We start from the raw sequence: 21,597 nt of genomic DNA, 5'->3' as shown, positions 1-21,597 counted from the left end.
TCAGGATTTCGGTGCGTGGGTGACCGTGATGAAGTCCGTGCCCTGGCCGGTTTCCTGGCCAAAGCCGGTGTCGGAAATCGTCAGGGACGAGCCTTCGGCCAGAAGCGTGCCGATCCGCTCGCGCACCTCCAGCGGCACCGTGATGCGATCCAGTGTTCGCTGCAGGGCGTTGAAGGCAAGCGCATCTTGCTCCGCAGTGATGCCGAGGCGCTTCTTCGTAACGTTGGACAGCGTGTTTTCGAGCGTGACGCCGAACCAATCACCCTTGTTGGTATTGGCATCGATATCCTGGAACTGCAGGAAATGCGTTCCGAGCGCTATCTCCGGCTTGGCGATGACCACCGGGGCTTCAAAAAGCGGCTTGAACGATTGGCGTACCATCAGCTGACCATTGGGCGGGGTGCCTTTTCCGGCCTTGCGATAGAGTGCTTCGACCAGCGCGGGTGTGACGATGCCGTCCGCCGTCAGGCCTTCGGATGTCTGGAACGACTTGATTGCATCAGAGGTCTGGCGTCCGGCATATCCGTCCGGCATGCCGGCATCATGACCGAGCTGGTTGAGCAGCGTCTGGATATCGAGCAAGGTTTCACGCTCGCCGCGGCGGGTGATGAGAATGCGGATCGGTGGTTTGGGCTCAGCCTCTGTCGCGGCGACAGGCGCCGGATCACTCATTGCGACCTCGACCGAACCCGTGCCGACGCCCGGCTGCGCCATGGACGGACGCAGTTGCGCATCGGACAGGAGCAGCGGATCGGCAGCGTCGCTGACGGGCTGGAACAGCTTCGGATTGCCGATCTTGACCGGGCTGACTTGTTTGTCCGAGATCAGCACGTGCAGGCCGCGCGCCGTCATCTTGAAGAGTTCGGCCGCAAAATCATTGGGCAGGCGCACGCAGCCGTGCGAGGCAGGATAATCCGGCACATGTTTTGCGGAATGCAGCGCGATGCCGGACCATGTCAGCCGCTGCATGTAGGGCATCGGCGCGTTGGAATAGATATTCGACTTGTGATGGCGGCGCTTTTCGAGAATCGAGAATATGCCTGTTGGCGTCGAGTGGCCGGCCTTGCCCGTCGATACGTTCGATGTGGCGATCACCGTATCGCCGTCATAGACGACAAGCGACTGCTGATCCTTCGACACGATCACCTGCAACGGCACCTGTGGCTTAGCCGCCAGTGCCGTGCTGGACGCGAGGGCGAGGGTGCAAAGGCTTATTCCAAATGCGATACGCGAAAACATGGGCAACATCCGGACGCTAAGAAATTGAAGACAAGCCTATCCTGATAGATTTAAGGAACCTTTGACTGTTCCCGGTGGAACACGCGACCGGTGCTCCTTCTCAGGGACGTGGTTTCGCAAGTGTTTATTCGACCGGTTTCCTATTTGCCGCGACGGTCTTTGCCGAACGTATAACCCGTCTCGACGCTTGTCTTGCCGAACTTGTCGCGCAGCATGTTGATGGCAGCCTCCGCGGCCGCGCGACGCCCGGCCTGCGCATCGACAAGATCCGGCGGGTCGGCGAGGTCGGGCGGCGTCAGATCGCTGACCCCAATGCCGATCAGCCGGAAGCGTGTCCCGTCCGTTTCCTTCTCCAGAAGCTGCATGCCGGTGCGGAAAATCCGGTCAGCGAGGCGCGTCGGGCTTTCCAGCCGCCGGTTCCGGGTTCGGCTCTTGAAGTCCGCCGTCTTTAGCTTCAGGACGACGGTGTGACCGGCGATATCGGCCTTGCGCAGCCGCAGCGCCACCTGTTCGCTGAGGCGCCGCAGATGCGTAACGAGGTCCTCATAGTCACACAGATCGTCGTTGAACGTGGTTTCGGACGAAACGCTCTTGGCTTCACCGCCGATTTCCACCTCGCGATCGTCCATGCCTCGGGAAAGGCGAAACAAACGCTGGCCCATGGTGCCATAGCGCCGCATCAGGTCGGTTTCCTCCATGGTCTGCAACTGGCCAATGCTGCGGATGCCGTCGCGCTCCAGGGTCGCTGCAAAGGCCTTGCCGACACCCCAGATCATCGTCACAGGGCGATCCTTGAGAAAACGCGTTGCCTCCTCGGCACCGATCACCGAGAAGCCGCGGGGCTTTTGCAGGTCGGAGGCGATTTTCGCCAGAAACTTGCAATAGGAAAGCCCGACGGAGACGGTGATGCCGATTTCCTGCTCCACGCGGCGCGCGAATTTCGCCAGTGTTCGGGCCGGCGGGTCGTGGTGCAGGCGCTCGGTTCCCTTCAGTTCGAGAAAGGCCTCGTCGATCGAAAGGGGTTGAACCAGCGGCGTCAGTTCCTGCATCAATGCGCGGACTTCGCGTCCCACGCGCACGTATTTTTCCATGTTCGGTTTGATGACGATTGCCTGGGGACAGGCCTCCAGCGCCTTGAACATCGGCATTGCAGAGCGAGCGCCGTGAATGCGGGCGATGTAGCAGGCCGTGGAGACGACCCCGCGCTTGCCACCACCGATGATGACAGGCTTGTCGGCAAGCTCCGGATTGTCGCGTTTCTCCACCGAGGCATAGAAGGCATCGCAGTCGATATGGGCGAGCGTCAGCTGGTAGAGTTCCGGATGATAGACGAGCCGCGGGCTGCCGCAGGCCGTGCAGCGACGCAAGCCGGCCCGCTGAGCGGTCAGGCAATCACGGCAAAACCCAGGATGCTCGACGGGATCGTTTGACATCGCTCGGAACAAAAGTTGAACATCTGCACGTTAGCCCGTAAGCTGACGAGTCTCAAGACAGGAAGCGCCGCAACGGGAGGGCGACGATCATGTTTTCTTCGCTATGCCGGCCGTCGGTTGCTGATGCTTCAGCGCGCAAAATGCTGCCGGATGATGCGCGCAGCATCGGGCCAGTTTTCGGCCTTGGCGATACCTTCGCCCGGCTCCGGCGCGAACGCCCGGAACTCGGCATTGGCCATGATGTTGACCAGCAAGCAATCCGGCTCATGGCTGCGCACGGAGTGAAGGTTGCGCAGGATGTCGTCGATGAAGACGACGGGAACGTCGCGGGCATCATGCAGCTGCTTGACCACAGGTCCCTTCGGCTCCTCCGTCGCCAGCAGCGGATAATGCAGGCGATGATGATCGAGCAGGCTGCGGCGCACGACGGCGTGGCGCGGCGGCATTGCGGTCAGGAAAACCAGATCGGCCTCCACGGCAAGGCTTTCCAGCGTCTCGACCGCGAGCGTGGCCGGAGTCTGCCACTGGTCCTGCAGCGTGAAAAACTCTTCGAGAAGGTCATCGACCAGACTTTCTGCCACCGGCAAACCGTCGGCGCTCAGCACGATGTTGCCGTGCAGGCGAAACGATCGCGCCAGCAGATCATGGCCGGAAGACCGCAGAAAGTTGCGAAACGGTGTCAGGAACTCCAGCACGACCTCGTCGATATCACAGACGATCAGCGGCCGGTCCGTCAGCTGTACGTGCTCAAGGGACAGGATTTCCCTCATCGTCAGAAATCGCCCGGATTGTCTGGGCCGGACAAAACGGCATGGGCATACACGACATCTTCCGGCGGCGTGCCCGTCGCCTCGCAGAAGGCAAGCAAGGTCGGCTCGTGGCCCATCAGGAAATCGACGACGCCGGCAAGAAACCCGGGATCGCGTGCGGTACTGCGCAGCGAAGAGAGATCGGTGCCGGTCAGCGCCAGAAACCGGGACAGCAGGTCTGGTTCGTTGGCAAGCCAGCCCAAAATGGAGATCGCGGTTTCGTCAGCCGATTTCAAGAACCCTTATCCTTCTTGTTCCGCCCATGAATTTTCCGCGGAATATTACCTATTTTTCAACCAAATAACTCTAACGTCTGGTTTCCGGGAAGAGGTGCGCCCGTCCGTGGCGCAACTTATAGACATGCAATGTGGTTGCAAGCCGGAACCGCGAAACAAGGTAGCAAAATGCCCAAGCAGGTGATGATTGTCGAGGACAACGAGCTCAACATGAAGCTCTTCCGGGATCTGATCGAGGCGTCGGGATATACGACGATCCAGACCCGCAACGGCATGGAAGCCCTTGATCTTGCGCGCAAACACCGTCCGGACCTGATCCTCATGGACATCCAGCTGCCGGAGGTTTCCGGGCTGGAAGTGACCAAGTGGCTGAAGGAAGACGACGAACTCCACGTGATCCCTGTTATCGCCGTCACGGCCTTTGCCATGAAGGGCGACGAGGAGCGAATCCGCCAGGGCGGTTGCGAAGCCTACGTTTCCAAGCCGATTTCCGTGCCTAAATTTATCGAGACGATCAAAACCTATCTGGGCGACGCCTGATTGCCGGGAAGATCTGTATGACCGCGCGTATTCTTGTTGTTGATGATATTCCGGCGAATGTGAAGCTGCTCGAAGCCCGGCTGGTTGCCGAGTATTACGACGTGCTCACTGCCGAAGACGGCTATGCAGCCCTGGCCATCTGCGACAAAACATCCGTCGATCTCATCCTTCTCGACATCATGATGCCCGGCATCGACGGCTTTCAGGTCTGCGAGCGGCTGAAGGCAAACCCAAAGACTGCGCATATCCCCGTGGTCATGGTGACGGCGCTCGACCAGCCGTCCGATCGCGTTCGCGGGTTGAAGGCCGGTGCCGACGATTTCCTCACCAAGCCGGTCAACGACCTGCAACTGATGTCGCGGGTCAAGAGTCTCGTGCGGCTGAAGAACGTCAGCGACGAACTGCGCCTGCGTGCGGAAACGGCCCATACCGTCGGATTGCAGGACCTGAACCGTGCCGATCGGCCGGACGAGCCGGGCAACATCTTGCTCGTCGATGCGCGCGGCAGTTCGCAGGAGCGTTTGTCGCGCGCCTTGAAGCCAATCGCCGAGATCACCTCCATGCCCGATCCGCAGGCGGCGCTTTTCGAAGCAGCTGAAAACAATTTCGATCTCGTCATCGTCAATGCGAATTTCGAGGATTACGATCCCTTGCGGCTTTGTTCGCAACTGCGCTCGCTGGAGCGAACCCGTTACATTCCGATTCTCCTGATCACCGAGCAGGGGCAGGACGAGATGGTGGTGCGGGCGCTCGATCTGGGCGTGACGGATTATATCATGCGGCCGGTCGATCCGAATGAGCTTGTTGCACGCAGCCTGACGCAGGTTCGCCGCAAGCATTGCAACGACCGTCTGCGCATGAGCGTCAAGCAGACCATCGAGATGGCCGTCACGGACGGGCTGACGGGGCTCCACAATCGTCGTTACCTCGATAACCACATGAAGCTGTTGATCGACCGCGCGACCGCGCGTGGACGCTCCCTGTCCGTCTGTATTACCGATATTGACCGGTTCAAGAGCGTCAACGACCAGTACGGCCATGATGCCGGCGACGAGGTGTTGCGCGAGTTTGCCCATCGCATCCGCTCGACCGTTCGCGGTGCCGATCTCGCCTGCCGCTATGGCGGCGAGGAATTCGTGGTGGTAATGCCGGATACGCCGCCGGAGGTTGCTGCCGCTATTGCCGAGCGCCTGCGCAGCATCGTCGAGGGGCAGCCATTCCGCCTGCCCAACTCGGACAAGACGCTGTCCATTACGGCCTCCCTCGGAATTTCAACTCTGAACCCCGGAGGTGATACCCCGGAGGCTTTGTTGAAGCGTGCCGACACCGCCCTCTACCAGGCGAAAAACAACGGGCGCAACAGGGTTGTCGCCGCGGCAGCGTGAATTGAGAGCCGTATCAAGCGAATGAAGCTCCAGAACCGAATCGGCTGGGCATCATCCAGCGTTTTCCACAGAATTCCTCGCGTTCGATAAACAGGCTCCGCATCATTTGATGCCGAACTGCGGTGAGGTGGCCGCGTCTGGGCTTAAAGCGGCTATGCGCATTTTGCTGGGAATATTATAAATTTCGTATTTCTTTGTGTATTCAAATTCTTACACGAATTGCTTACTCAGGGTTGCGAACAGTTTGAAGCGTTCGGCCAAAGCGCTTCACTCCGCCACAAGTTCTTGCCCGTAAAATGTTGCTCTATGGGTGCGCTTTTTGTCGTTGTATTTTTTTAGGAATTAATGATCGAATTTAACCATATTGCCATCGAAAGCGGCATTTTGGTTAAGAATTCATTGATTCTTTTTTCATTTCAGGCAATTCTTACTCACAGGGGAGAAGAAACTCCCCGAGTCTTCAGTTACCCCATGATGCTCAGGTCCGCCGCATCTCCTGGGTCGTGGGGTTTGTCGACTGGTTTGTAACACTTGCGGTTCCTCGTGCCGCCGTTGCCGACCAGTCGACACCCATTCAGACGCCGCCTCGTAAAAGGGGCGGCGTTTTTGATTCCAGCGGCATAGGATCGTCGCAATGGCCGCAACGAAAAAGGCGCCTGGCTTTTCAGCCGGCGCCTTTTGAAAACTCTGCCGAAGATCAAATTACTTGATCTTGGTTTCCTTGAACTCGACATGCTTGCGCACGACCGGGTCGTACTTCGTGAACGACATCTTGTCGGTCTTGGTGCGGCTGTTCTTGGTGGTTACGTAGAAGGTACCTGTGTCGGCCGTCGACAGCAGCTTGATCTTGATTTTTGCAGCTTTCGCCATGGTCGTCCTGCCTTTATTAAAGAACAATGCCGCGGACGCCCGCTAAGGGTCCCGGCAAACTTGGCGCGAAACTACAAATCGCGCCCGAAAAGTCAAGTCCGTTTTGGATTGAAAACCAGTCTGACCACGGAAAGAACCACATAAAGCCCGAAGAAGCCGGCAATCGACCACGCAAAACCATCATTGCCCATCACATCCATGGCCGCACCGATGGCTTGCGGACCGGCAACTGTGCCGACGGCGTAGGAGAAAATGAAGGCCGCATTGGCGGCGGCCAAATCTGCGCCGGTCAGGCGTGATCCCAGATGGCTAAGACCCACCGTATATAGTCCGGACACGCAGCCGCCCCAGAACAGCAGCACGACGGCCATCAGCCACCAGTTGCCCTGCAGCAACGGGAGGCATAGAGCACCGATGAGGCCAATGACCGTCATCAAAGCCAGGAGATTGCGCCGATCCCGCATGCGATCAGACAGCATGCCGAGCGGGATCTGGAAGATGACATTGCCGATGCCCATGACCGTGAGCAGAAGCGCTGCCTGCGATTCGGTGAAGCCCGCACGGGTGCCGAAGATCGGGAACAGAGACAGGCCGCCCGATTCGACGGCGCCGAAGATGAAGACCGCTGCAGTCGCCGTTGGCACCAGGAAGACGTAGCGCATGAAATGCAGTTCGGGCTTTTCGTCGAGATCCGGACTTTCGTTACGGGCAAGGAAGATCGGGATCGCGGCCAGAAGAATGACGCCGGCGCCGACGGCGAAGGGCAGGATGCCGTCGCTGCCGAGGATGGAGAAGAGCAGGGGGCCCGTTGCAAAGCCGAGCGACAGAACCGTCCCGTAGATGCCGAGAACGAGGCCACGGCGGCGTGGAGGGGCCGTGGCATTGATCCAGAACTCGGACAGCACGAAGAGCACGGTGATGGCGCCATGAAACACGACACGCAGCGGAAACCACATCAGGAAATTTTCGATGTAGTAGAAGCCGAGCGCACTCACGGCGGCAAAAAACACCGCCCAGAGCATCGTGTTGGCGACACCGCAGCGATGGGCGATCTTGGTTGTGAAGGGGGCGACCGCCATGGAAGCAAGTCCTGCCATAGCGGAATTCAGCCCGATCATCGTCGAGGAAATGCCGCGCTTTTCCATGATGATGCTGAGCAGCGGCAGGCCAAGGCCAATGGCAATTCCGACGGCTGAAATGGCTGCCACCGCTGCGATGAGCGATGGCCAGTGAATATCCTCAACCGGCGCTGATGTGCCGGACGGCGGCTGTGCCATGCAATCGAATTCCTTAAAAGACATCCCGGATGAAGCGTCCGCGACGGGTGTAGAAAAATGGCACCGGCCGCCCGAATGGGAGCGACGGGTCACGGGCAAGGTTTTCGCGCAGTTCACCGAGAATTATTTCGGTGATATCCGGCATCGTCACGGACGAGGCATCGTTCACGTCAATCCAGCGCAAGTCCTCAAGCTCCCGGCTCTCCCGGCTGTCCATCGGATCGATGCCCGCCTCATCCGCAAACACGGCGAAAAAGTGGGTGTCGAACCGACGCGGATGCCCCGGCGGTGTGATGGCCCGAGCGATATAGCGCAAGTTTGCGAGATCGGGAAGGAATGGTAACGCAGTGTTTCCGGCATAGGCGCTGCCAATGGCGATGCTCGCTTCCTCGTGCAGTTCCCGAAGTGCGGCAAGGGCGATGGCACGCAGGCGCGATTCGGTGGCGCGCTGACGATAACCGGCTTTCAATCGCTCCAGGACGGCGGGGTGGACGTCGCTGTTCCACGGGATCAGCCGGTCGCCGGAATCGCGCCTTCCGCCGGGGAAGACATGCAGGTCCGGCATGAACACATGGGCGCGGTGTCGCTTTCCAACGAGAACGCGGACATCACCACCCGACCGGTCGAGGAGCATGATCGAGGCGGCATCGCGCGGCCGCAATGGTCGCCCGGCAGGGGTAGAAACGCTCGATGTTGCGCTTTGAGGTTGCGTTTTCGGCTTTTGCGTCAAGCCGATGGGCCCGTTGCCGGCAATTTGTCCTCCGGCGCATCCTCATGGCCGCCGAAGCCGTGCATGCGCAGCGCCCATTGCAGTCCGATGACGCCGCCCTTGACGGGCTGCATCAGCGCCAGCGAGCCGATAATGGTGATCGGTACCCAGATTGCCAGATGCCCCCAGTTTGAAAGCGTGAGCAGCATCTCCGTCATCATGAAACCGCCGAGCACCAGATGCCCCATGATCGTCACGACGATATAGGGCGGAAAGTCGTCGGCGCGCTGGTGGTCCATCCGCTCGCCGCAGGCGGAGCACTCATCGACGGATTTCAGGAAGGCGCGAAACAGCTTGCCCTGACCGCAGGCCGGGCAGCGATTGAGCATCCCGCGCTTGATCGAACGTCCGACAGGCCGTTCCGACTGGTCGGTCTGTTGAAACCTTGTGGTTTCCGGCGTGCTCTGTTGTCCCTGCATATCCCTATCCTTGTTCTGGATGTCGGGCGATCTGCTGCCGTCCGACTAGCGCCGTCCGCGCGGTGGGCGCGTCCCAGGCTGTTTGTGGGCGCCGCTGCCCCGTCGTCCCGCCTTGTGGAAAGAGCGGGTCGCCGTCGGCATCTTGCGCCCCTCGCTGATCATCTCGAACCGCAAGGCACCTGCCAGCGGCACGGCTTCAACGAGTTTGACCGTCGTCTCGTCGCCGAGACGGTAGCCGAGACCGGTTTTTTCACCCGCCAGCGATTGATGGGCTTCGTCGTAGACGAAATAGTCCCGTCCCAGTGTAGATATAGGTACGAAGCCGTTGGCACCATAGTCCGGAAGGGTGACAAATAGTCCTGCCTTGGTGACACCCGAGACCCGGCCGGTAAATTCCTCGCCGACCCGACCGGACAGATGGTGGGCGATGAGCCGATCCACCGTGTCGCGTTCTGCGGCCATGGCACGTCGCTCGAAGGTCGAGATTTCCGCAGCGATATCGTCAAGCTCGGCTTCTTCCGCCGGCGTGATCCCGCCTTCGCCAAGCCCGAGCACGCCGACGAGCGCCCGGTGCACGATGAGATCGGCGTAACGCCGGATCGGTGAGGTGAAATGCGCGTATTTCATTAGGTTGAGGCCAAAATGGCCGATGTTTTCCGGACTGTACACAGCCTGGCTCTGCGAGCGCAGCACCATCTCGTTGACCATCGTCTCATAAGGCTTGTCCACGGCCGTCGACAGAATGCCATTGAAATGGTTGGAGCGCAGGTTGCCGCCCTTCATCAACGAAATATCGAGCGTGGCGAGGAATTCCCGCAGCGATTCCTGCTTGGCAAGCGATGGCGCGTCGTGGATGCGGTAGATCAGCCGCTGACGCTTGACCTCGAGTGTCTCGGCAGCCGCGACATTGGCCTGGATCATCATTTCTTCGATCAGCTTGTGAGCATCGAGCCGATCCGGCACGAACACCCGATCAACGGTGCCGTCGCCTTTAAGAATGATCTTCCGCTCCGGCATGTTCAGTTCGAGCGGCTGGCGCCGGTTGCGACCGACGGTGAGCGTTGCGTAAGCCGCCCAGAGCGGCTTCAGGATCGGCTCCAGCAACGGCCCGGTCTGGTCATCCGGATTGCCGTCGATCGCGGCTTGCGCCTGCTGATAGGAGAGCTTTGCAGCACTCTTCATCATGATCCGGTGGAAGGTGTGGCTGGCCTTGCGGCCTTCCTTGGAAAAGCGCATGCGCACGGCGAGCGCCGGCCGATCCACACCTTGTTTCAGCGAGCAAAGCTCGTTGGAAATACGCTCTGGCAGCATGGGAACGACGCGGTCCGGGAAATAGACCGAATTGCCGCGCTTCAGGGCCTCGCGATCGAGTGCCGATTTCGGCCGTACGTAATAGGAGACGTCGGCAATGGCGACGGTGACGATCACACCGCCGGGATTATCCGGCGACGGGTCGGGCTCTGCATGCACCGCATCATCATGGTCCTTGGCGTCTGCCGGGTCGATGGTAATGAGCGGTAGCGAGCGCCAGTCCTCGCGATGCGACATGCTGGCTGCGCCTGCGGCGTCCGCTTCCTTGATGACGGCATCGGGAAAGATATAGGGAATGCCATGGGCGTGGATGGCGATCATCGAGATCGCCTTTTCGGTCGCCACCGAGCCGATGATCGCCTTGACCTGTGCGCGCGGCAGGCCGAAACGGCCAAGGCGCGAGATTTCCACCTCGACCAGATCGCCGTCCTGCGCCTCGATGGTTCCACCTGATTCAACCAGCAGTTCCTCGCCGCGCTTGTCAATCGGCATGATCCGGCCGCCACCGCCGGGCGTGGCGCGGAAGACGCCAAGTGCTGCATTGTTGTTCACGCGCCGGTCGAGAACCTTGATGATGCGGGCGGTATAGGCAGGTCCGGCGCGATCCTTGGCCGGGAAGATCTTGGCGAGCACCCGGTCGCCCAGCCCACCGACGGGCGTCTTGCCCTTGGATTTGCCGACGGTCGATTGGCGGATGGCGACGGCCGGTGCCACGCCGGCATCTTCCGGCCATTCCGCCGGCCGGCCGATCAGTTCGCCGTCCTTGTCGCGGGTGGTGATATCGAGAACGGTGACCGGCGGCAGGGCGCCCGGACGCACCAGCGCATTGCGCTTCTTTTCCAGAAGACCATCAGCCTCGAGTTCGCGCAGTAGAGCCTTGAGTTCGACGCGTGCCTCTGTCTTCAGACCAAAGGCCTTGGCGATGTCACGCTTGGATGCCTTGTCGGGATTTTCGGCCAGAAAACGCATCAGGATATCGCGCGGCGGCACGGCACCGTGGATGATCACGGTCTTCTCGTCTGAGGCGGGAGCGGATTTGCCCGCGCGGCCCAAGCGGGCTGCGGGTTTACCGGGCCGGTCTTGGCGGTCGCGCGGGGTTCTGGTCACGGTCAGTCCTTCTTGGCCTTTGCGGCCGTCTTTGGTTTCGCTGGAGCCTTCGGCTTGGCCGCAGCCTTTTTCTTTGGTGCCGCCTTCGGCTTGGCGGTCGTGGCTTCAGCGCCGTCAGCCTTTGCCGCCTTGGTGGCCTTTGGCTTCGCAGTCTTCGTCGCCTTTGCCTTGGCGGGCTTTCCGCCATCCTTCGCAATGCGTTCGGCAATCAGAAGCAAAGCATCCTCGATCGTTACCGACTGCGGATCCTTGCCCTTGGTCAACGTGGCGTTGACCTTGCCCCAGTTCACATAGGGGCCATACTTGCCGTCCTTAACGGTAATCGCGCCGCCATCGGGGTGGTCGCCGATCTCTTTCAGCGGAGCCGCAGCCGCACCGCGTCCGCCGGGGCCTTTCGAGGCCTTGTCGGCGAGCACGGAAACCGCCCGGTTGAGGCCGATCGAGAACACGTCCTCGATGGTTTCGACATTGGCATATTTGCCTTCATGCAGGATGAAGGGTCCGTAGCGGCCCAGACCCGACGAGATCATTTTCCCGCTTTCCGGATGCGCACCGATATCGCGCGGCAGGGACAGCAGGGCAAGCGCCTTTTCATGGTCGATCGAGGCCGGCGTCCAGCCCTTTGGCAGGCTCGAACGCTTGGCTTCCTTGCCGTCGCCGCGCTGCACATAGGGGCCGAAACGGCCGGTGCGCAGGGTGATTTCCTCGCCGGTATGTGGATCCTTGCCGAGCGCCTGCGGCTCGTTGGAGGCGGACGCCTCGGCGCCGCCATTGCTGTCGGAGGAAAGCTGACGGGTGAAATTGCATTCCGGATAGTTGGAGCAGCCGACGAAGGCGCCATACTTGCCGAGCTTCAGCGACAGCTTGCCGGTGCCGCAGACCTGGCAGATGCGCGGATCGCTGCCGTCCTCGCGTTTCGGGAAGACCAGCGGCGCCAGTTCTTCGTTCAGTGCATCCAGAACATTGGTGACGCGCAGTTCCTTGGTGTCTTCGATCTGGGCGAAGAAATCCTTCCAGAAGTCGCGGAGCACGTCCTTCCAGTTCAACTCGCCGGCGGAGATCTGGTCGAGTTTCTCTTCAAGAGACGCCGTGAAATCATATTCCACATAGCGCGTGAAGAAGCTTTCAAGAAAGGCTGTGACCAGGCGGCCCTTGGCTTCCGGGATCAGCTTGCGCTTGTCGATGACGACGTATTCCCGGTCGCTGAGCGTCTTCAGCGTGGCCGCATAGGTGGACGGCCGGCCGATGCCGAGCTCTTCCATCTTCTTGATCAGCGTCGCTTCCGAATAGCGCGGTGGCGGTTCGGTAAAGTGCTGGGTCGAGTTTATCTTCTGTTTTGCGAGGTTTTCGCGCGCATTGATCTCCGGCAGGCGGCCATCCTCGTCGCCATCGTCGCTCTGTTCGCCATCTTCCTTCTGGTCGGTATAGGCGGCAATGAAGCCGTCGAAGCGGATGACGGAGCCGACCGCGCGCAGGCCGGCCTTTTGGCCACCATTGTCCGCGGTGATTTCGGCTGTCGTGCGTTCGATTTCGGCCGATGCCATCTGGCTGGCGATGCCGCGCTTCCAGATCAGGTCGTAGAGACGCAACTGGTCGGCGTCGAGGAAACGCTTCACCTGATCGGGCGTGCGCGTGAAATCGGTCGGCCGTACGGCTTCGTGGGCTTCCTGGGCATTCTTGGCCTTGGTCGAGTATAGGCGCGCCTTGTCGGGCACGTAGCGGCTGCCGAACTGGTCGCCGATGGCGCTACGCGCGGCGTCGATTGCTTCCGCTGCCATCTGCACGCCGTCGGTACGCATATAGGTTATGAGACCGACGGTTTCGCCGCCGAGATCCACGCCTTCATAGAGTTTCTGGGCAACCTGCATGGTGCGGGAGGCGGAAAACCCGAGCTTGGAGGATGCGGCCTGCTGTAGCGTCGAAGTGGTGAAGGGGGCGACGGGTTCCGCTTGACCGGCTTGGCTTCGATGCTTTCGACCGTATAGGCAGCGCCATCCAGCAGAGCCTTAAGCTTGCCGGCGTCTTCGCCATTGGTGACGCCCCGGGCCTGCAGGCGCTTGCCTTCGGTCGACACCAGCCGGGCCTCGAACTCGTCGCCGCGTGGCGTCTTCAAGAGTGCCGAGATGTTCCAGTATTCTTCCGAGATGAAGCGTTCGATTTCGGATTCGCGGTCGCATACGAGGCGCAGCGCCACCGACTGAACGCGGCCAGCGGAGCGGGCGCCGGGCAGCTTGCGCCAGAGCACCGGCGACAGGTTGAAGCCGACGAGATAATCCAGCGCGCGGCGGGCGAGATAGGCATCCACCAGCGGGATATCGATGTCGCGTGGATTGGCCATGGCATCGAGCACGGCCTTCTTGGTGATGGCGTTGAACACGACGCGGCTCACCGGCTTGTCGCCGATCAGCTTCTTCTTGCGCAGCAGATCGAGCACATGCCAGGAAATCGCCTCGCCCTCGCGATCCGGGTCGGTCGCAAGGATCAGGCCGTCGGAGGTTTTCAGCGCGTCGCCGATATCCTTCATGCGCTTGGCCGACTGGCTATCGACCTCCCAGAGCATGGCGAAGTCTTCATCGGGCAGCACCGAGCCGTCCTTGGCCGGAAGATCGCGGACATGGCCGAAGGAGGCCAGAACCTTGTAGCCGGGGCCGAGATACTTGTTGATGGTCTTGGCCTTAGCAGGCGATTCCACGACGACTACATTCATGGTCATACTTCAAAGCAACCGTTCAAATGCGTGCCCCACCGGCAAAACGATGGCACGCCCGGAAATATCGATGCCCCGACATGGACAGGGATCTCGTCCGTGGTCAAGTGCCCAAGTTCAAATTAGCCATGCACAACGCGATGCAACCTATAAGAGATTACGTGAGTATTGCAATTAAAGATAAATGCGTTATCGTCGCGTAAGTGTAAAATCGTGCCCGACGGATTGATGCGCGCCGCAGTCATTGGCGACTGCGGCCAGTGGAAAATATTGGCTGTTGAAAACCATCCTCGGCCCTAAATTCCACCGGCATCGCTCAGCAGGCACGAAAGGAAGGCACGCGACAGGAAGAGCAGATGATTCCGACCACGAACGGCGCCGCCAAGAGCAGGCAGACGCATGAAAACATCGCCTATATCCGCCAGATGCTCGGCGAACTGCGGGGCGTCGCCAGCAATGAGGGCGCCGACATGCTGTGTTACCTGATCGAGATGGCCTTCGTGGAAGCGGGCGACATACAGGCCGGAAAACGCTAGCTGTCAATCCAGCAGGCTCAACGACACAAGCCCGCCGGCGTGCCGGTGAAGCCGCCCGGCGAGGTCCAGTTCTAGCAGCACGAGATAGATCGCCGAAGGCGAGAGACCGGTGTGGCGGATGATGTCGTCGATCTCGACGGGCGTCGGACCAAGCGCGTCAGTGATCCGTGCGCGCTCGTCATCGTTCGGCGGCGGCGCCATGATTCCTTCGCCATCCGGCTCCTCGGCCTGCGGTTGCGAAAACAGATCTATCCGGCTCGCCGGCGCCAGAGCTTCCAGAATGTCCTGTGGACTGGTGGTAATCGTCGCCCCGTCCTTCAGCAGACCGTTGGTGCCGTGGCAGCGCGGATCGAGCGGCGACCCCGGCACAGCAAAGACCAGCCGCCCGAAATCGGCAGCATAGCGCGCGGTGATCAGGGAGCCTGAGCGTGCCGCCGCTTCGACCACGGCCAGACCCAGACTGACACCGGCGATCAATCGGTTGCGGCGCGGGAAATCCCGGGCGCGAGGTTCCCAGCCGAAGGGCATCTCGCTGATCGCAAGGCCATTGCCACCGGTGATCTCGTCCAGAAGGCCGACATTTTCCGGCGGATAGGGCTGGTCGAGGCCCCCAGCAAGCGCGGCAATCGTCCCGGTATCGAGGCTTGCCCGATGGGCGGCCGTATCGATCCCGCGGGCAAGGCCAGAAATGACCGAGTAGCCGGCGCGCCCCACATCGCGGGCAATCATTGCGGCAAATTTCGCGCCGCTGATAGAGGCGTTGCGCGAGCCGACAATGCCGAGCGAGGGCACGGTCGCGACCGCCAGATTGCCTTTCACCGCAAGAAGCGGGGCGCGGCATCGATCTGCCGCAGGGCGGGTGGATAGTCCGGCTCGCCAATGCCGACGAAGCGGGCGCCAAAACGGTGCGCGAAGGTCAATTCCTTTTCGGCTTCCGCAAGCGAAGCGACACGGATTGCGCGGGTGGAGCCGCCGCGCCGCGACAGTTCCGGCAGCATTTCCAGCGCGGTTTCGGCCGAGCCGAAATGATTGATGAGATCGCGGAAGGTCGCAGGTCCGACATTGTCGCTACGGATCAGCCGCAGCCAGGCAATCCTCTGTCGTTCCGTCAGCGCAATTCCTTTTCGTCCTGCGCTGGCGTCCGGCATCCTGTCCTATCCTTTTTCGCCGATCCGGCTTTCGGTGCCGGCAAGCAGCCGCTGAATGTTTGCCCGGTGCTTGATCCAGGTGATGAAGCTCATCACCACGAACAGCAACCCGATTTTTCCATAGCCCGAAACCAACAATACAACCGGAACGACAAGCGTTGCAACCAGTGCCGAAAGGGATGAATACCGCGTCAGCTTGGCAAGAGCGAGCCAGACGGCGGCAAAGACCAGCACGATCAGCGGTGCGAGGCCCAGGAGCACGCCGATATAGGTTGCAATGCCCTTGCCGCCCTTGAAACCGAGCCAGACGGGATAGAGATGGCCGAGGAAAGCGGCAAAGCCGGCAGCGATCCCCGCTTCCACGCCGAAGGCATACATGGCGATGGCCGCAGCCGCCGTGCCTTTCAGGGCATCGAGCAGCAAGGTGGCGGCAGCAAGCTTCTTGTTGCCGGTGCGCAGAACGTTGGTCGCGCCGATATTGCCGGAGCCGATCTTGCGCACATCGCCGAGCCCGGCCATGCGGGTGAGGATCAGGCCGAAGGGGATCGAGCCGAGCAGATAGCCGAACGCCAGGCAGCCAAGCGTGAGCGGCAGTGCGAGCTGCCAGTTGAAAAGTTCCACGGGTTCCCCTCCGTCACGCCATCCGCCTAGAGCGAATGGACCAGTTTTCCCGCAACATAGGTTTGAACCGCCCGGCCGGTAAAGCGGGCATTTTCGAACGGTGTGTTTTTCGAGCGGGAGACGATGGCCTCCTTGGAGACGATCCACGGCTCGTCGAGATCGATCACTGTGATGTCCGCCTTGGCACCGGGCTTCAGCGTTCCTGCATCAAGGCCGAAAATCTTGGCCGGGCGGGTGGACATGGCATCGATAAGCCGCATCAGCGAAACCTGGTCGCTGTGGTAGAGGCGCAGGGCTGCCGCGAGCATGGTTTCAAGCCCGATCGCGCCATCGGCGGCGTCGGCAAAGGGCAGGCGCTTGGTATCGACGTCCTGTGGATCATGGGATGAAACGATGATGTCGATCAAGCCGTCCGCGAGTGCCTGGACCATCGCCATCCGGTCATCCTCGCCGCGCAGAGGCGGCGAAAGCTTGAAGAAGGTCCGGTATTCGCCGATGTCGTTCTCGTTCAGCGTCAGGTGGTTGATCGAGATGCCGCAGGTGACGTTGGCGCCGCGCTTGCGGGCAGTGGTGATCGCTTCCACCGATTCGGGAAGCGAGATCTTGGCGGCATGGTAGGCGCCGCGTGTGAGAGCCGCGATCCGCAGGTCACGCTCCAGCGGAATGATTTCGGCCTCGCGCGGCACACCCGGCAGACCAAGCCAGCTTGCCAGAAGCCCTCATTCATGACGCCGTCGGCGCCGAGATATTTATCGCGGGTCTCAAGCGATATAACGGCGCCGAATTCGCGGGCATAGGTCATGGCGCGGCGCAGCACGAGTGTATCGTGCAGCGGACGGCGGCCATTGGTGAAGCAGACGGCACCGGCATCGCGCAGAAGCCCAAACTCGGTCATTTCCTCGCCATCGAGATGCTTGGTGAGAGCGGCTGCCGGATAGACATTGACCAACGCTCTGTCGCGCGCCGTCTTCTGGACGAACTGGACAAGCGCGATATCGTCGATGACGGGGTCGGTATCCGGCATGGTGATGATCGAGGTGACGCCGCCCGCCGCGGCCGCGCGCGAAGCCGATTCGATTGTCTCACGGTATTCACCGCCGGGTTCGCCGACGAAGACGCGGGCATCGACAAGGCCCGGAACGGCGACAAGGCCGCTGCAATCCTTCACCGTGGCACCTTCCGGCGCGCCCTGGTTCTGTGCTGCGTTGCCGGCCGCGACGATCAGGCCGTTTTCGACGATGATCATGCCGATCTCGTCAAGATTGCGCGAGGGATCGATGATGCGAAGGTTTTTCAGGACGAGGGAGTTGGTCATGCGCGGGGTCCCTGGTTCTGCGAGAGAAGAAGCGTTTCCATGACCGCCATGCGTACGGCGACCCCCATTTCCACCTGTTGCTCGATGACGCTCTGCGGGCCGTCGGCGATTTCCGAGGCGATCTCGACGCCTCGGTTCATCGGCCCCGGGTGCATGACGAGCGCGTCTTCCTTGGCCGCCTTCAGCTTTTCGGCATCAAGGCCGAAATAGCGGAAATATTCGCGCACCGAGGGAACGAAGGAGCCGGCCATGCGCTCGCGTTGAAGCCGCAGCATCATCACGACGTCCGCGTCCTTCAGGCCTTCTTCCATTGAATGGTAGACCTCGGCCCCCATCTCGGCGATGCCCGAGGGCAGCAGTGTTGCGGGTGCTACGACGCGGACGCGGGCGCCCATCTGGTTGAGCAAAAGGATATTGGAGCGGGCGACACGCGAGTGCAGCACGTCGCCGCAGATGGCGACGATGATGCGCGACAGCTTGCCCTTGGCGCGGCGGATCGTCAGCGCATCGAGCAGCGCCTGCGTCGGATGCTCGTGCTGCCCGTCGCCGGCATTGACGACCGAGCAGGAGACTTTTTGTGCCAGAAGGGCGGCCGCACCGGCGGAGGAATGGCGAACGACAAGCACGTCCGGGTGCATGGCATTCAGCGTCATCGCGGTATCGATCAGCGTTTCGCCCTTCTTCACCGAGGAGTTGCTGACCGACATGTTCATCACATCGGCGCCGAGCCGCTTGCCGGCCAGTTCGAAGGAGGCTTGCGTGCGGGTAGAGGCTTCGAAGAACAGGTTGATCTGCGTCAGGCCCCGAAGCGTCGATGTCTTCTTCTCGCGCTGGCGGGAAATCTTGACGGCTTCATCGGCCCGATCGAGCAGGAGGGTGATGTTCTGTTCCGTCAGGCCTTTGATGCCCAGCAGGTGACGATGCGGAAAGAAATCCATGAAAGACCCGCCTCTGTTTGGAATTTGGCTGGTCTATAATCCGTGCATTCCCGGCGGGCAAGGCGGCAGCGCGGCAATCATCTCCATACCCACGTTTTTGTGCCGGTTTTGCAGCGCCTGGCAAATAGTTGCGGCAAGCCTTCGATATCGCAATCGGGGGCAGTTTCGCCCCTTCGGAACATGCGCTAGAAACGCCGCATGACTCAATTGACCCGGACTGAACAAAAACTTGGCGAACTGAACCAGCCCAAACCCTGGTCCGGTATCAATGCCTATCGCTCCGATCCGCTGGTGGTCGATGTGACCTCCTCGATGCCGCGCTCCCTGCGCGACGAGTTCGAGATCCTCGGCCGCTATGTGACGTCACCCGAAGCGCAGGATCTTGCGCGCATGGCAAACCAGGGTACGCCGCAATTGCGCACCCATGGTCCCCGTGGCGAACGGCTCGACGTGGTCGATTTCCACCCGGCCTGGCATGCGCTGATGCGCCGCTCGATGACATCGGGTCTTCATGCGTCTGCCTGGGAAAACATCAAGGACGAGCAGGGCCGGTCGCACAAGGCGCGCGCCGTGCGCTTCTTTCTGACCGCGCAGCTCGAATGCGGCCACCTCTGCCCGCTGACGATGACCAGTGCCTCGGTCGCGGCAATCACGGCCTCGCCCGTCGTCCAGAAGGAGTGGGCGCCGAAAATCCTGTCGCGAAAGTATGATTCGGCAAACAAGCCGTGGATGCAGAAGTCGGCCGTGACCATCGGCATGGGCATGACGGAAAAGCAGGGCGGCACCGACGTGCGCGCCAACACCTCGACAGCCGATCGGGTGGGCGAGGGGATCTACCGTCTCAACGGCCACAAGTGGTTCATGTCGGCGCCGATGAGCGACGCCTTCGTCATGCTGGCGCAGACCCGAGACGGGCTTGGATGTTTCCTCGTGCCGCGCCTGCTCGAGGACGGTGCCGCAAATGGTTTGAAATTCCAGCGGCTGAAGGACAAGCTCGGCAATCGCTCGAATGCATCGGCCGAGGTCGAATTTGCCGACACATTCGGTTTCCTGCTCGGGTCGCCGGATGGTGGGCTGCGCACGATCCTCGATATGGTCACGCTGACCCGTCTCGATTGCGCGCTGGCATCGTCCGGCATGATGCGCGCGTCGCTCGCTGAGGCTGTGCACCATACGCGCGGCCGCAAGGTCTCGGGCAAGCCGCTCGTCGCCCAGCCGATGATGACGCGGGTGCTGGCCGACATGGCGCTCGATGTCGCGGCCGCAAGCGCGCTGTCGTTCCGCCTGGCGGAAGCCTTCGACAAGGCGCGTGATAGCGCCGAGGATGCAGCTTACGCGCGGATCATGACGCCGGTCGCGAAATACTGGACCTGCAAGATCGCGCCCGGCCTGATCTACGAGGCGATGGAGTGCCTGGGTGGTAATGGTTATGTCGAAGAGAGGCCGATCGCACGGCACTATCGCGAGGCCCCGGTCAATGCCATCTGGGAAGGATCCGGCAATGTCATGGCGCTCGATGTCCTGCGCGTGCTTCATCGCGGCAAGGACCTGTTCGAACTCCTGTTCCAGGTGATCAGCCGCGATCTTGGGCCGGCGGCCAAGAAAACGGTCGATGTGCTGCGCGCCGCCATGTCGCTTTGCGAACGCGACGAGGGGCTGCGCGCATGCTGATCGAACAACTGGCGCTGGCGGCTGCTGCGGCGGAACTCTATCGGCTGGGTGCCGGACGTATCGCCGATGCCTTTCTCGAATCGCGCCTAGCCGGCGGCTGGCGCTCGACCTATGGCATGCTCGATTCGCGTTTCGATTCCGCCTATATCGTCGATCTGCTCTATCCGGCGGCGATATAACCGGTGACGGTCAGGACCAGCGGGATCGTAAAAAACGAGACCAGCGTCTGCACGGTCGCGACGGCTGCGTAAAGCGGCGCATCACCGCCCATCTGCTTGGCGAGAAGATAGCCGTTCATCGCGGTCGGCACGCTGGCGCCGAGCGCGATGACCATCAGCGCGTCGCCGCGTATGCCCAGCAGATAGCTGGCTCCGACCATGAAGACCGGCATCATGACGAGTTTCAGGAAGACAGCGAAGATTGCAAGCAGGCTCGGCCTCAGCGCATCCGCAACCTTCAAGCCGGCACCGACCATCACGAGGCCAAGGCTGAGCGAAGCGTTGCCCAGCATCTCGACGGCGCTGAGCACCGGGCCATAGACCGGAATGGCGAAGACGTTGAGCAGAATGCCGAGAACCGACGAGACGATCAGCGGATTGGTCGCGATCTTGACGGCGAAGAACTTCAAGCCCCTCGAACCGCCGCCGAACCAGACCAGCACGCCGACATTGTAGAAATTGATCGGGATGATGATGAGCGTCATCACCAGGGCGGTCAGGCTGAGACCGATCGGGCCATAGAGCTTCTGGGCAATGGCCAGCGCCATGAAGCCGTTCCAGCGCGTGGCCGTCTGGAACACTGACGTGAAGGCGGGTGGCGACACGTTGCGCCTTCGCAGCTCCGGCCATAGCGCCAGAAGGCAGGCCGACATCAGGGTAATGCTGCCGATCGTCGCGACCGCCGTCGCATCAGCCTTCATGCCGGCAAAATCCGCCGTCGCCAGCGTCGAGAAGAGCAGGGCGGGAAACAGGATGAAATAGCCGAGTTGCTCCAGTCCTTCCCAGAGCGTCAGGTCGATCAGCGGCGAGCGCTTCAGCCAGACGCCCAAAAGGACCAGCAGGAAGATCGGCAGGATGCTTTCGAAGATGATGGTCATGCAGGCACTCAGGGAGGCGGGGTTCAACCGTTAACCCCTGATACCGTCCGCGGCAACCCTCGCTGGCCCTGTGAAAATTAACCTTAACAAATGGTTTACGTTGCGCGCTGAGGGTTAACGCGCAAGATGGGATGGTAAAGATTGTTTTAACGGCGTGCGGAATGGAGCGG

General features: G+C 61.1%; 16 protein-coding genes and 4 pseudogenes. 4 read left to right on the top strand and 16 right to left on the bottom strand.

The window, feature by feature from the left end; genetic code table 11:
• From P6U16_RS02995 to P6U16_RS02980, 4 genes are all read right to left on the bottom strand, one after another.
• Nucleotides 1-1,239 (bottom strand): L,D-transpeptidase family protein, encoded by a 1,239-nt coding sequence (locus tag P6U16_RS02995; protein WP_277702551.1) that lies wholly within the window; start codon nucleotides 1,237-1,239, stop codon nucleotides 1-3.
• A gap of 140 nt (nucleotides 1,240-1,379) precedes the next feature.
• Nucleotides 1,380-2,672 (bottom strand): DNA polymerase IV, encoded by a 1,293-nt coding sequence (locus P6U16_RS02990; RefSeq protein ID WP_277702550.1) that lies wholly within the window; start codon nucleotides 2,670-2,672, stop codon nucleotides 1,380-1,382.
• A 128-nt stretch (nucleotides 2,673-2,800) separates the two neighbouring features.
• Nucleotides 2,801-3,442 carry a hypothetical protein gene (locus tag P6U16_RS02985; RefSeq protein WP_277702549.1) on the bottom strand — a complete coding sequence of 214 codons (642 nt, stop codon included), beginning with the start codon at nucleotides 3,440-3,442 and terminating at the stop codon, nucleotides 2,801-2,803.
• A 2-nt stretch (nucleotides 3,443-3,444) separates the two neighbouring features.
• Nucleotides 3,445-3,717 (bottom strand): DUF3572 domain-containing protein, encoded by a 273-nt coding sequence (locus tag P6U16_RS02980; protein ID WP_277702548.1) that lies wholly within the window; start codon nucleotides 3,715-3,717, stop codon nucleotides 3,445-3,447.
• A gap of 168 nt (nucleotides 3,718-3,885) precedes the next feature.
• On the opposite strand from P6U16_RS02980, the gene P6U16_RS02975 reads away from it, so the two are divergent.
• Both P6U16_RS02975 and P6U16_RS02970 read left to right on the top strand, forming a co-directional pair.
• The gene (locus tag P6U16_RS02975) at nucleotides 3,886-4,257 is read left to right on the top strand and encodes a response regulator (RefSeq protein ID WP_003547430.1); all 372 of its coding nucleotides are present in this window, start codon (nucleotides 3,886-3,888) and stop codon (nucleotides 4,255-4,257) included.
• A 17-nt stretch (nucleotides 4,258-4,274) separates the two neighbouring features.
• The gene (locus P6U16_RS02970) at nucleotides 4,275-5,642 is read left to right on the top strand and encodes a PleD family two-component system response regulator (protein WP_277702547.1); all 1,368 of its coding nucleotides are present in this window, start codon (nucleotides 4,275-4,277) and stop codon (nucleotides 5,640-5,642) included.
• Between the two features lie 702 nt (nucleotides 5,643-6,344).
• Here the strand turns inward: P6U16_RS02970 and rpmG are convergent.
• From rpmG to topA, 7 genes and pseudogenes are all read right to left on the bottom strand, one after another.
• Nucleotides 6,345-6,512: a 50S ribosomal protein L33 gene (gene rpmG / locus P6U16_RS02965; protein WP_060502112.1), complete on the bottom strand. Its 168-nt coding sequence runs from the start codon at nucleotides 6,510-6,512 to the stop codon at nucleotides 6,345-6,347.
• Between the two features lie 92 nt (nucleotides 6,513-6,604).
• Nucleotides 6,605-7,789, bottom strand: a complete 1,185-nt coding sequence (locus P6U16_RS02960; RefSeq protein WP_277702546.1) for an MFS transporter — start codon at nucleotides 7,787-7,789, stop codon at nucleotides 6,605-6,607.
• Between the two features lie 13 nt (nucleotides 7,790-7,802).
• Nucleotides 7,803-8,423, bottom strand: coding sequence for an NUDIX domain-containing protein (locus P6U16_RS02955; protein ID WP_277703986.1), 621 nt, complete (start codon nucleotides 8,421-8,423; stop codon nucleotides 7,803-7,805).
• 92 nt (nucleotides 8,424-8,515) lie between these two features.
• Nucleotides 8,516-8,977, bottom strand: a complete 462-nt coding sequence (locus tag P6U16_RS02950; protein ID WP_277702545.1) for a DUF983 domain-containing protein — start codon at nucleotides 8,975-8,977, stop codon at nucleotides 8,516-8,518.
• A 45-nt stretch (nucleotides 8,978-9,022) separates the two neighbouring features.
• Entirely contained in the window at nucleotides 9,023-11,395 is a 2,373-nt protein-coding gene (rnr, locus tag P6U16_RS02945; RefSeq protein ID WP_277702544.1) for a ribonuclease R, read from the bottom strand.
• 2 nt (nucleotides 11,396-11,397) lie between these two features.
• Nucleotides 11,398-12,426, bottom strand: coding sequence for a topoisomerase C-terminal repeat-containing protein (locus tag P6U16_RS28275; RefSeq protein ID WP_349017702.1), 1,029 nt, complete (start codon nucleotides 12,424-12,426; stop codon nucleotides 11,398-11,400).
• A 54-nt stretch (nucleotides 12,427-12,480) separates the two neighbouring features.
• Nucleotides 12,481-14,102: pseudogene (gene topA, locus P6U16_RS02935) on the bottom strand (type I DNA topoisomerase); the annotation flags it as partial.
• Nucleotides 14,103-14,458: 356 nt separating this feature from the next.
• Between topA and P6U16_RS02930 the strand changes: the two are divergent.
• Complete coding sequence (locus P6U16_RS02930; protein ID WP_277702543.1) at nucleotides 14,459-14,638, top strand: hypothetical protein; 180 nt, start codon at nucleotides 14,459-14,461, stop codon at nucleotides 14,636-14,638.
• A gap of 3 nt (nucleotides 14,639-14,641) precedes the next feature.
• Here the strand turns inward: P6U16_RS02930 and dprA are convergent.
• From dprA to P6U16_RS02910, 4 genes and pseudogenes are all read right to left on the bottom strand, one after another.
• Nucleotides 14,642-15,786, bottom strand: a pseudogene (gene dprA, locus P6U16_RS02925) (DNA-processing protein DprA).
• A 6-nt stretch (nucleotides 15,787-15,792) separates the two neighbouring features.
• Nucleotides 15,793-16,407, bottom strand: coding sequence for a glycerol-3-phosphate 1-O-acyltransferase PlsY (gene plsY / locus P6U16_RS02920; protein WP_277702542.1), 615 nt, complete (start codon nucleotides 16,405-16,407; stop codon nucleotides 15,793-15,795).
• Nucleotides 16,408-16,433: 26 nt separating this feature from the next.
• Nucleotides 16,434-17,722 (bottom strand): annotated as a pseudogene (locus P6U16_RS02915) (dihydroorotase).
• Nucleotides 17,719-18,660 (bottom strand): aspartate carbamoyltransferase catalytic subunit, encoded by a 942-nt coding sequence (locus P6U16_RS02910; RefSeq protein WP_277702541.1) that lies wholly within the window; start codon nucleotides 18,658-18,660, stop codon nucleotides 17,719-17,721. The pseudogene P6U16_RS02915 and the gene P6U16_RS02910 overlap by 4 nt, the downstream one beginning before the upstream one ends.
• Before the next feature lie 198 nt (nucleotides 18,661-18,858).
• On the opposite strand from P6U16_RS02910, the pseudogene P6U16_RS02905 reads away from it, so the two are divergent.
• A pseudogene (locus P6U16_RS02905) lies at nucleotides 18,859-20,510 on the top strand (acyl-CoA dehydrogenase family protein).
• On the opposite strand, the gene P6U16_RS02900 reads toward P6U16_RS02905, so the two are convergent.
• Complete coding sequence (locus tag P6U16_RS02900) at nucleotides 20,492-21,427, bottom strand: AEC family transporter (RefSeq protein WP_277702540.1); 936 nt, start codon at nucleotides 21,425-21,427, stop codon at nucleotides 20,492-20,494. The pseudogene P6U16_RS02905 and the gene P6U16_RS02900 overlap by 19 nt on opposite strands.
• Nucleotides 21,428-21,597 lie beyond the last annotated feature (170 nt).

It is taken from the genome of Rhizobium sp. 32-5/1 (assembly GCF_029537235.1).
Classification (GTDB): Bacteria; Pseudomonadota; Alphaproteobacteria; order Rhizobiales; family Rhizobiaceae; genus Pararhizobium.
The sequence above is the reverse complement of the archived record's forward strand: the minus strand, read 5'-3'. Positions and strand labels throughout refer to the sequence as shown.

Coding starts and splice junctions, on each gene's coding strand:
- P6U16_RS02995 (WP_277702551.1), bottom strand. CDS start 1,239: ATGTTTTCGCGTATCGCATTTGGAATAAGCCTTTGCACCCTCGCCCTC.
- P6U16_RS02990 (WP_277702550.1), bottom strand. CDS start 2,672: ATGTCAAACGATCCCGTCGAGCATCCTGGGTTTTGCCGTGATTGCCTG.
- P6U16_RS02985 (WP_277702549.1), bottom strand. CDS start 3,442: ATGAGGGAAATCCTGTCCCTTGAGCACGTACAGCTGACGGACCGGCCG.
- P6U16_RS02975 (WP_003547430.1), top strand. CDS start 3,886: ATGCCCAAGCAGGTGATGATTGTCGAGGACAACGAGCTCAACATGAAG.
- P6U16_RS02970 (WP_277702547.1), top strand. CDS start 4,275: ATGACCGCGCGTATTCTTGTTGTTGATGATATTCCGGCGAATGTGAAG.
- rpmG (WP_060502112.1), bottom strand. CDS start 6,512: ATGGCGAAAGCTGCAAAAATCAAGATCAAGCTGCTGTCGACGGCCGAC.
- P6U16_RS02960 (WP_277702546.1), bottom strand. CDS start 7,789: ATGGCACAGCCGCCGTCCGGCACATCAGCGCCGGTTGAGGATATTCAC.
- P6U16_RS02955 (WP_277703986.1), bottom strand. CDS start 8,423: ATGCTCCTCGACCGGTCGGGTGGTGATGTCCGCGTTCTCGTTGGAAAG.
- P6U16_RS02950 (WP_277702545.1), bottom strand. CDS start 8,977: ATGCAGGGACAACAGAGCACGCCGGAAACCACAAGGTTTCAACAGACC.
- P6U16_RS02930 (WP_277702543.1), top strand. CDS start 14,459: ATGATTCCGACCACGAACGGCGCCGCCAAGAGCAGGCAGACGCATGAA.
- P6U16_RS02910 (WP_277702541.1), bottom strand. CDS start 18,660: ATGGATTTCTTTCCGCATCGTCACCTGCTGGGCATCAAAGGCCTGACG.
- P6U16_RS02900 (WP_277702540.1), bottom strand. CDS start 21,427: ATGACCATCATCTTCGAAAGCATCCTGCCGATCTTCCTGCTGGTCCTT.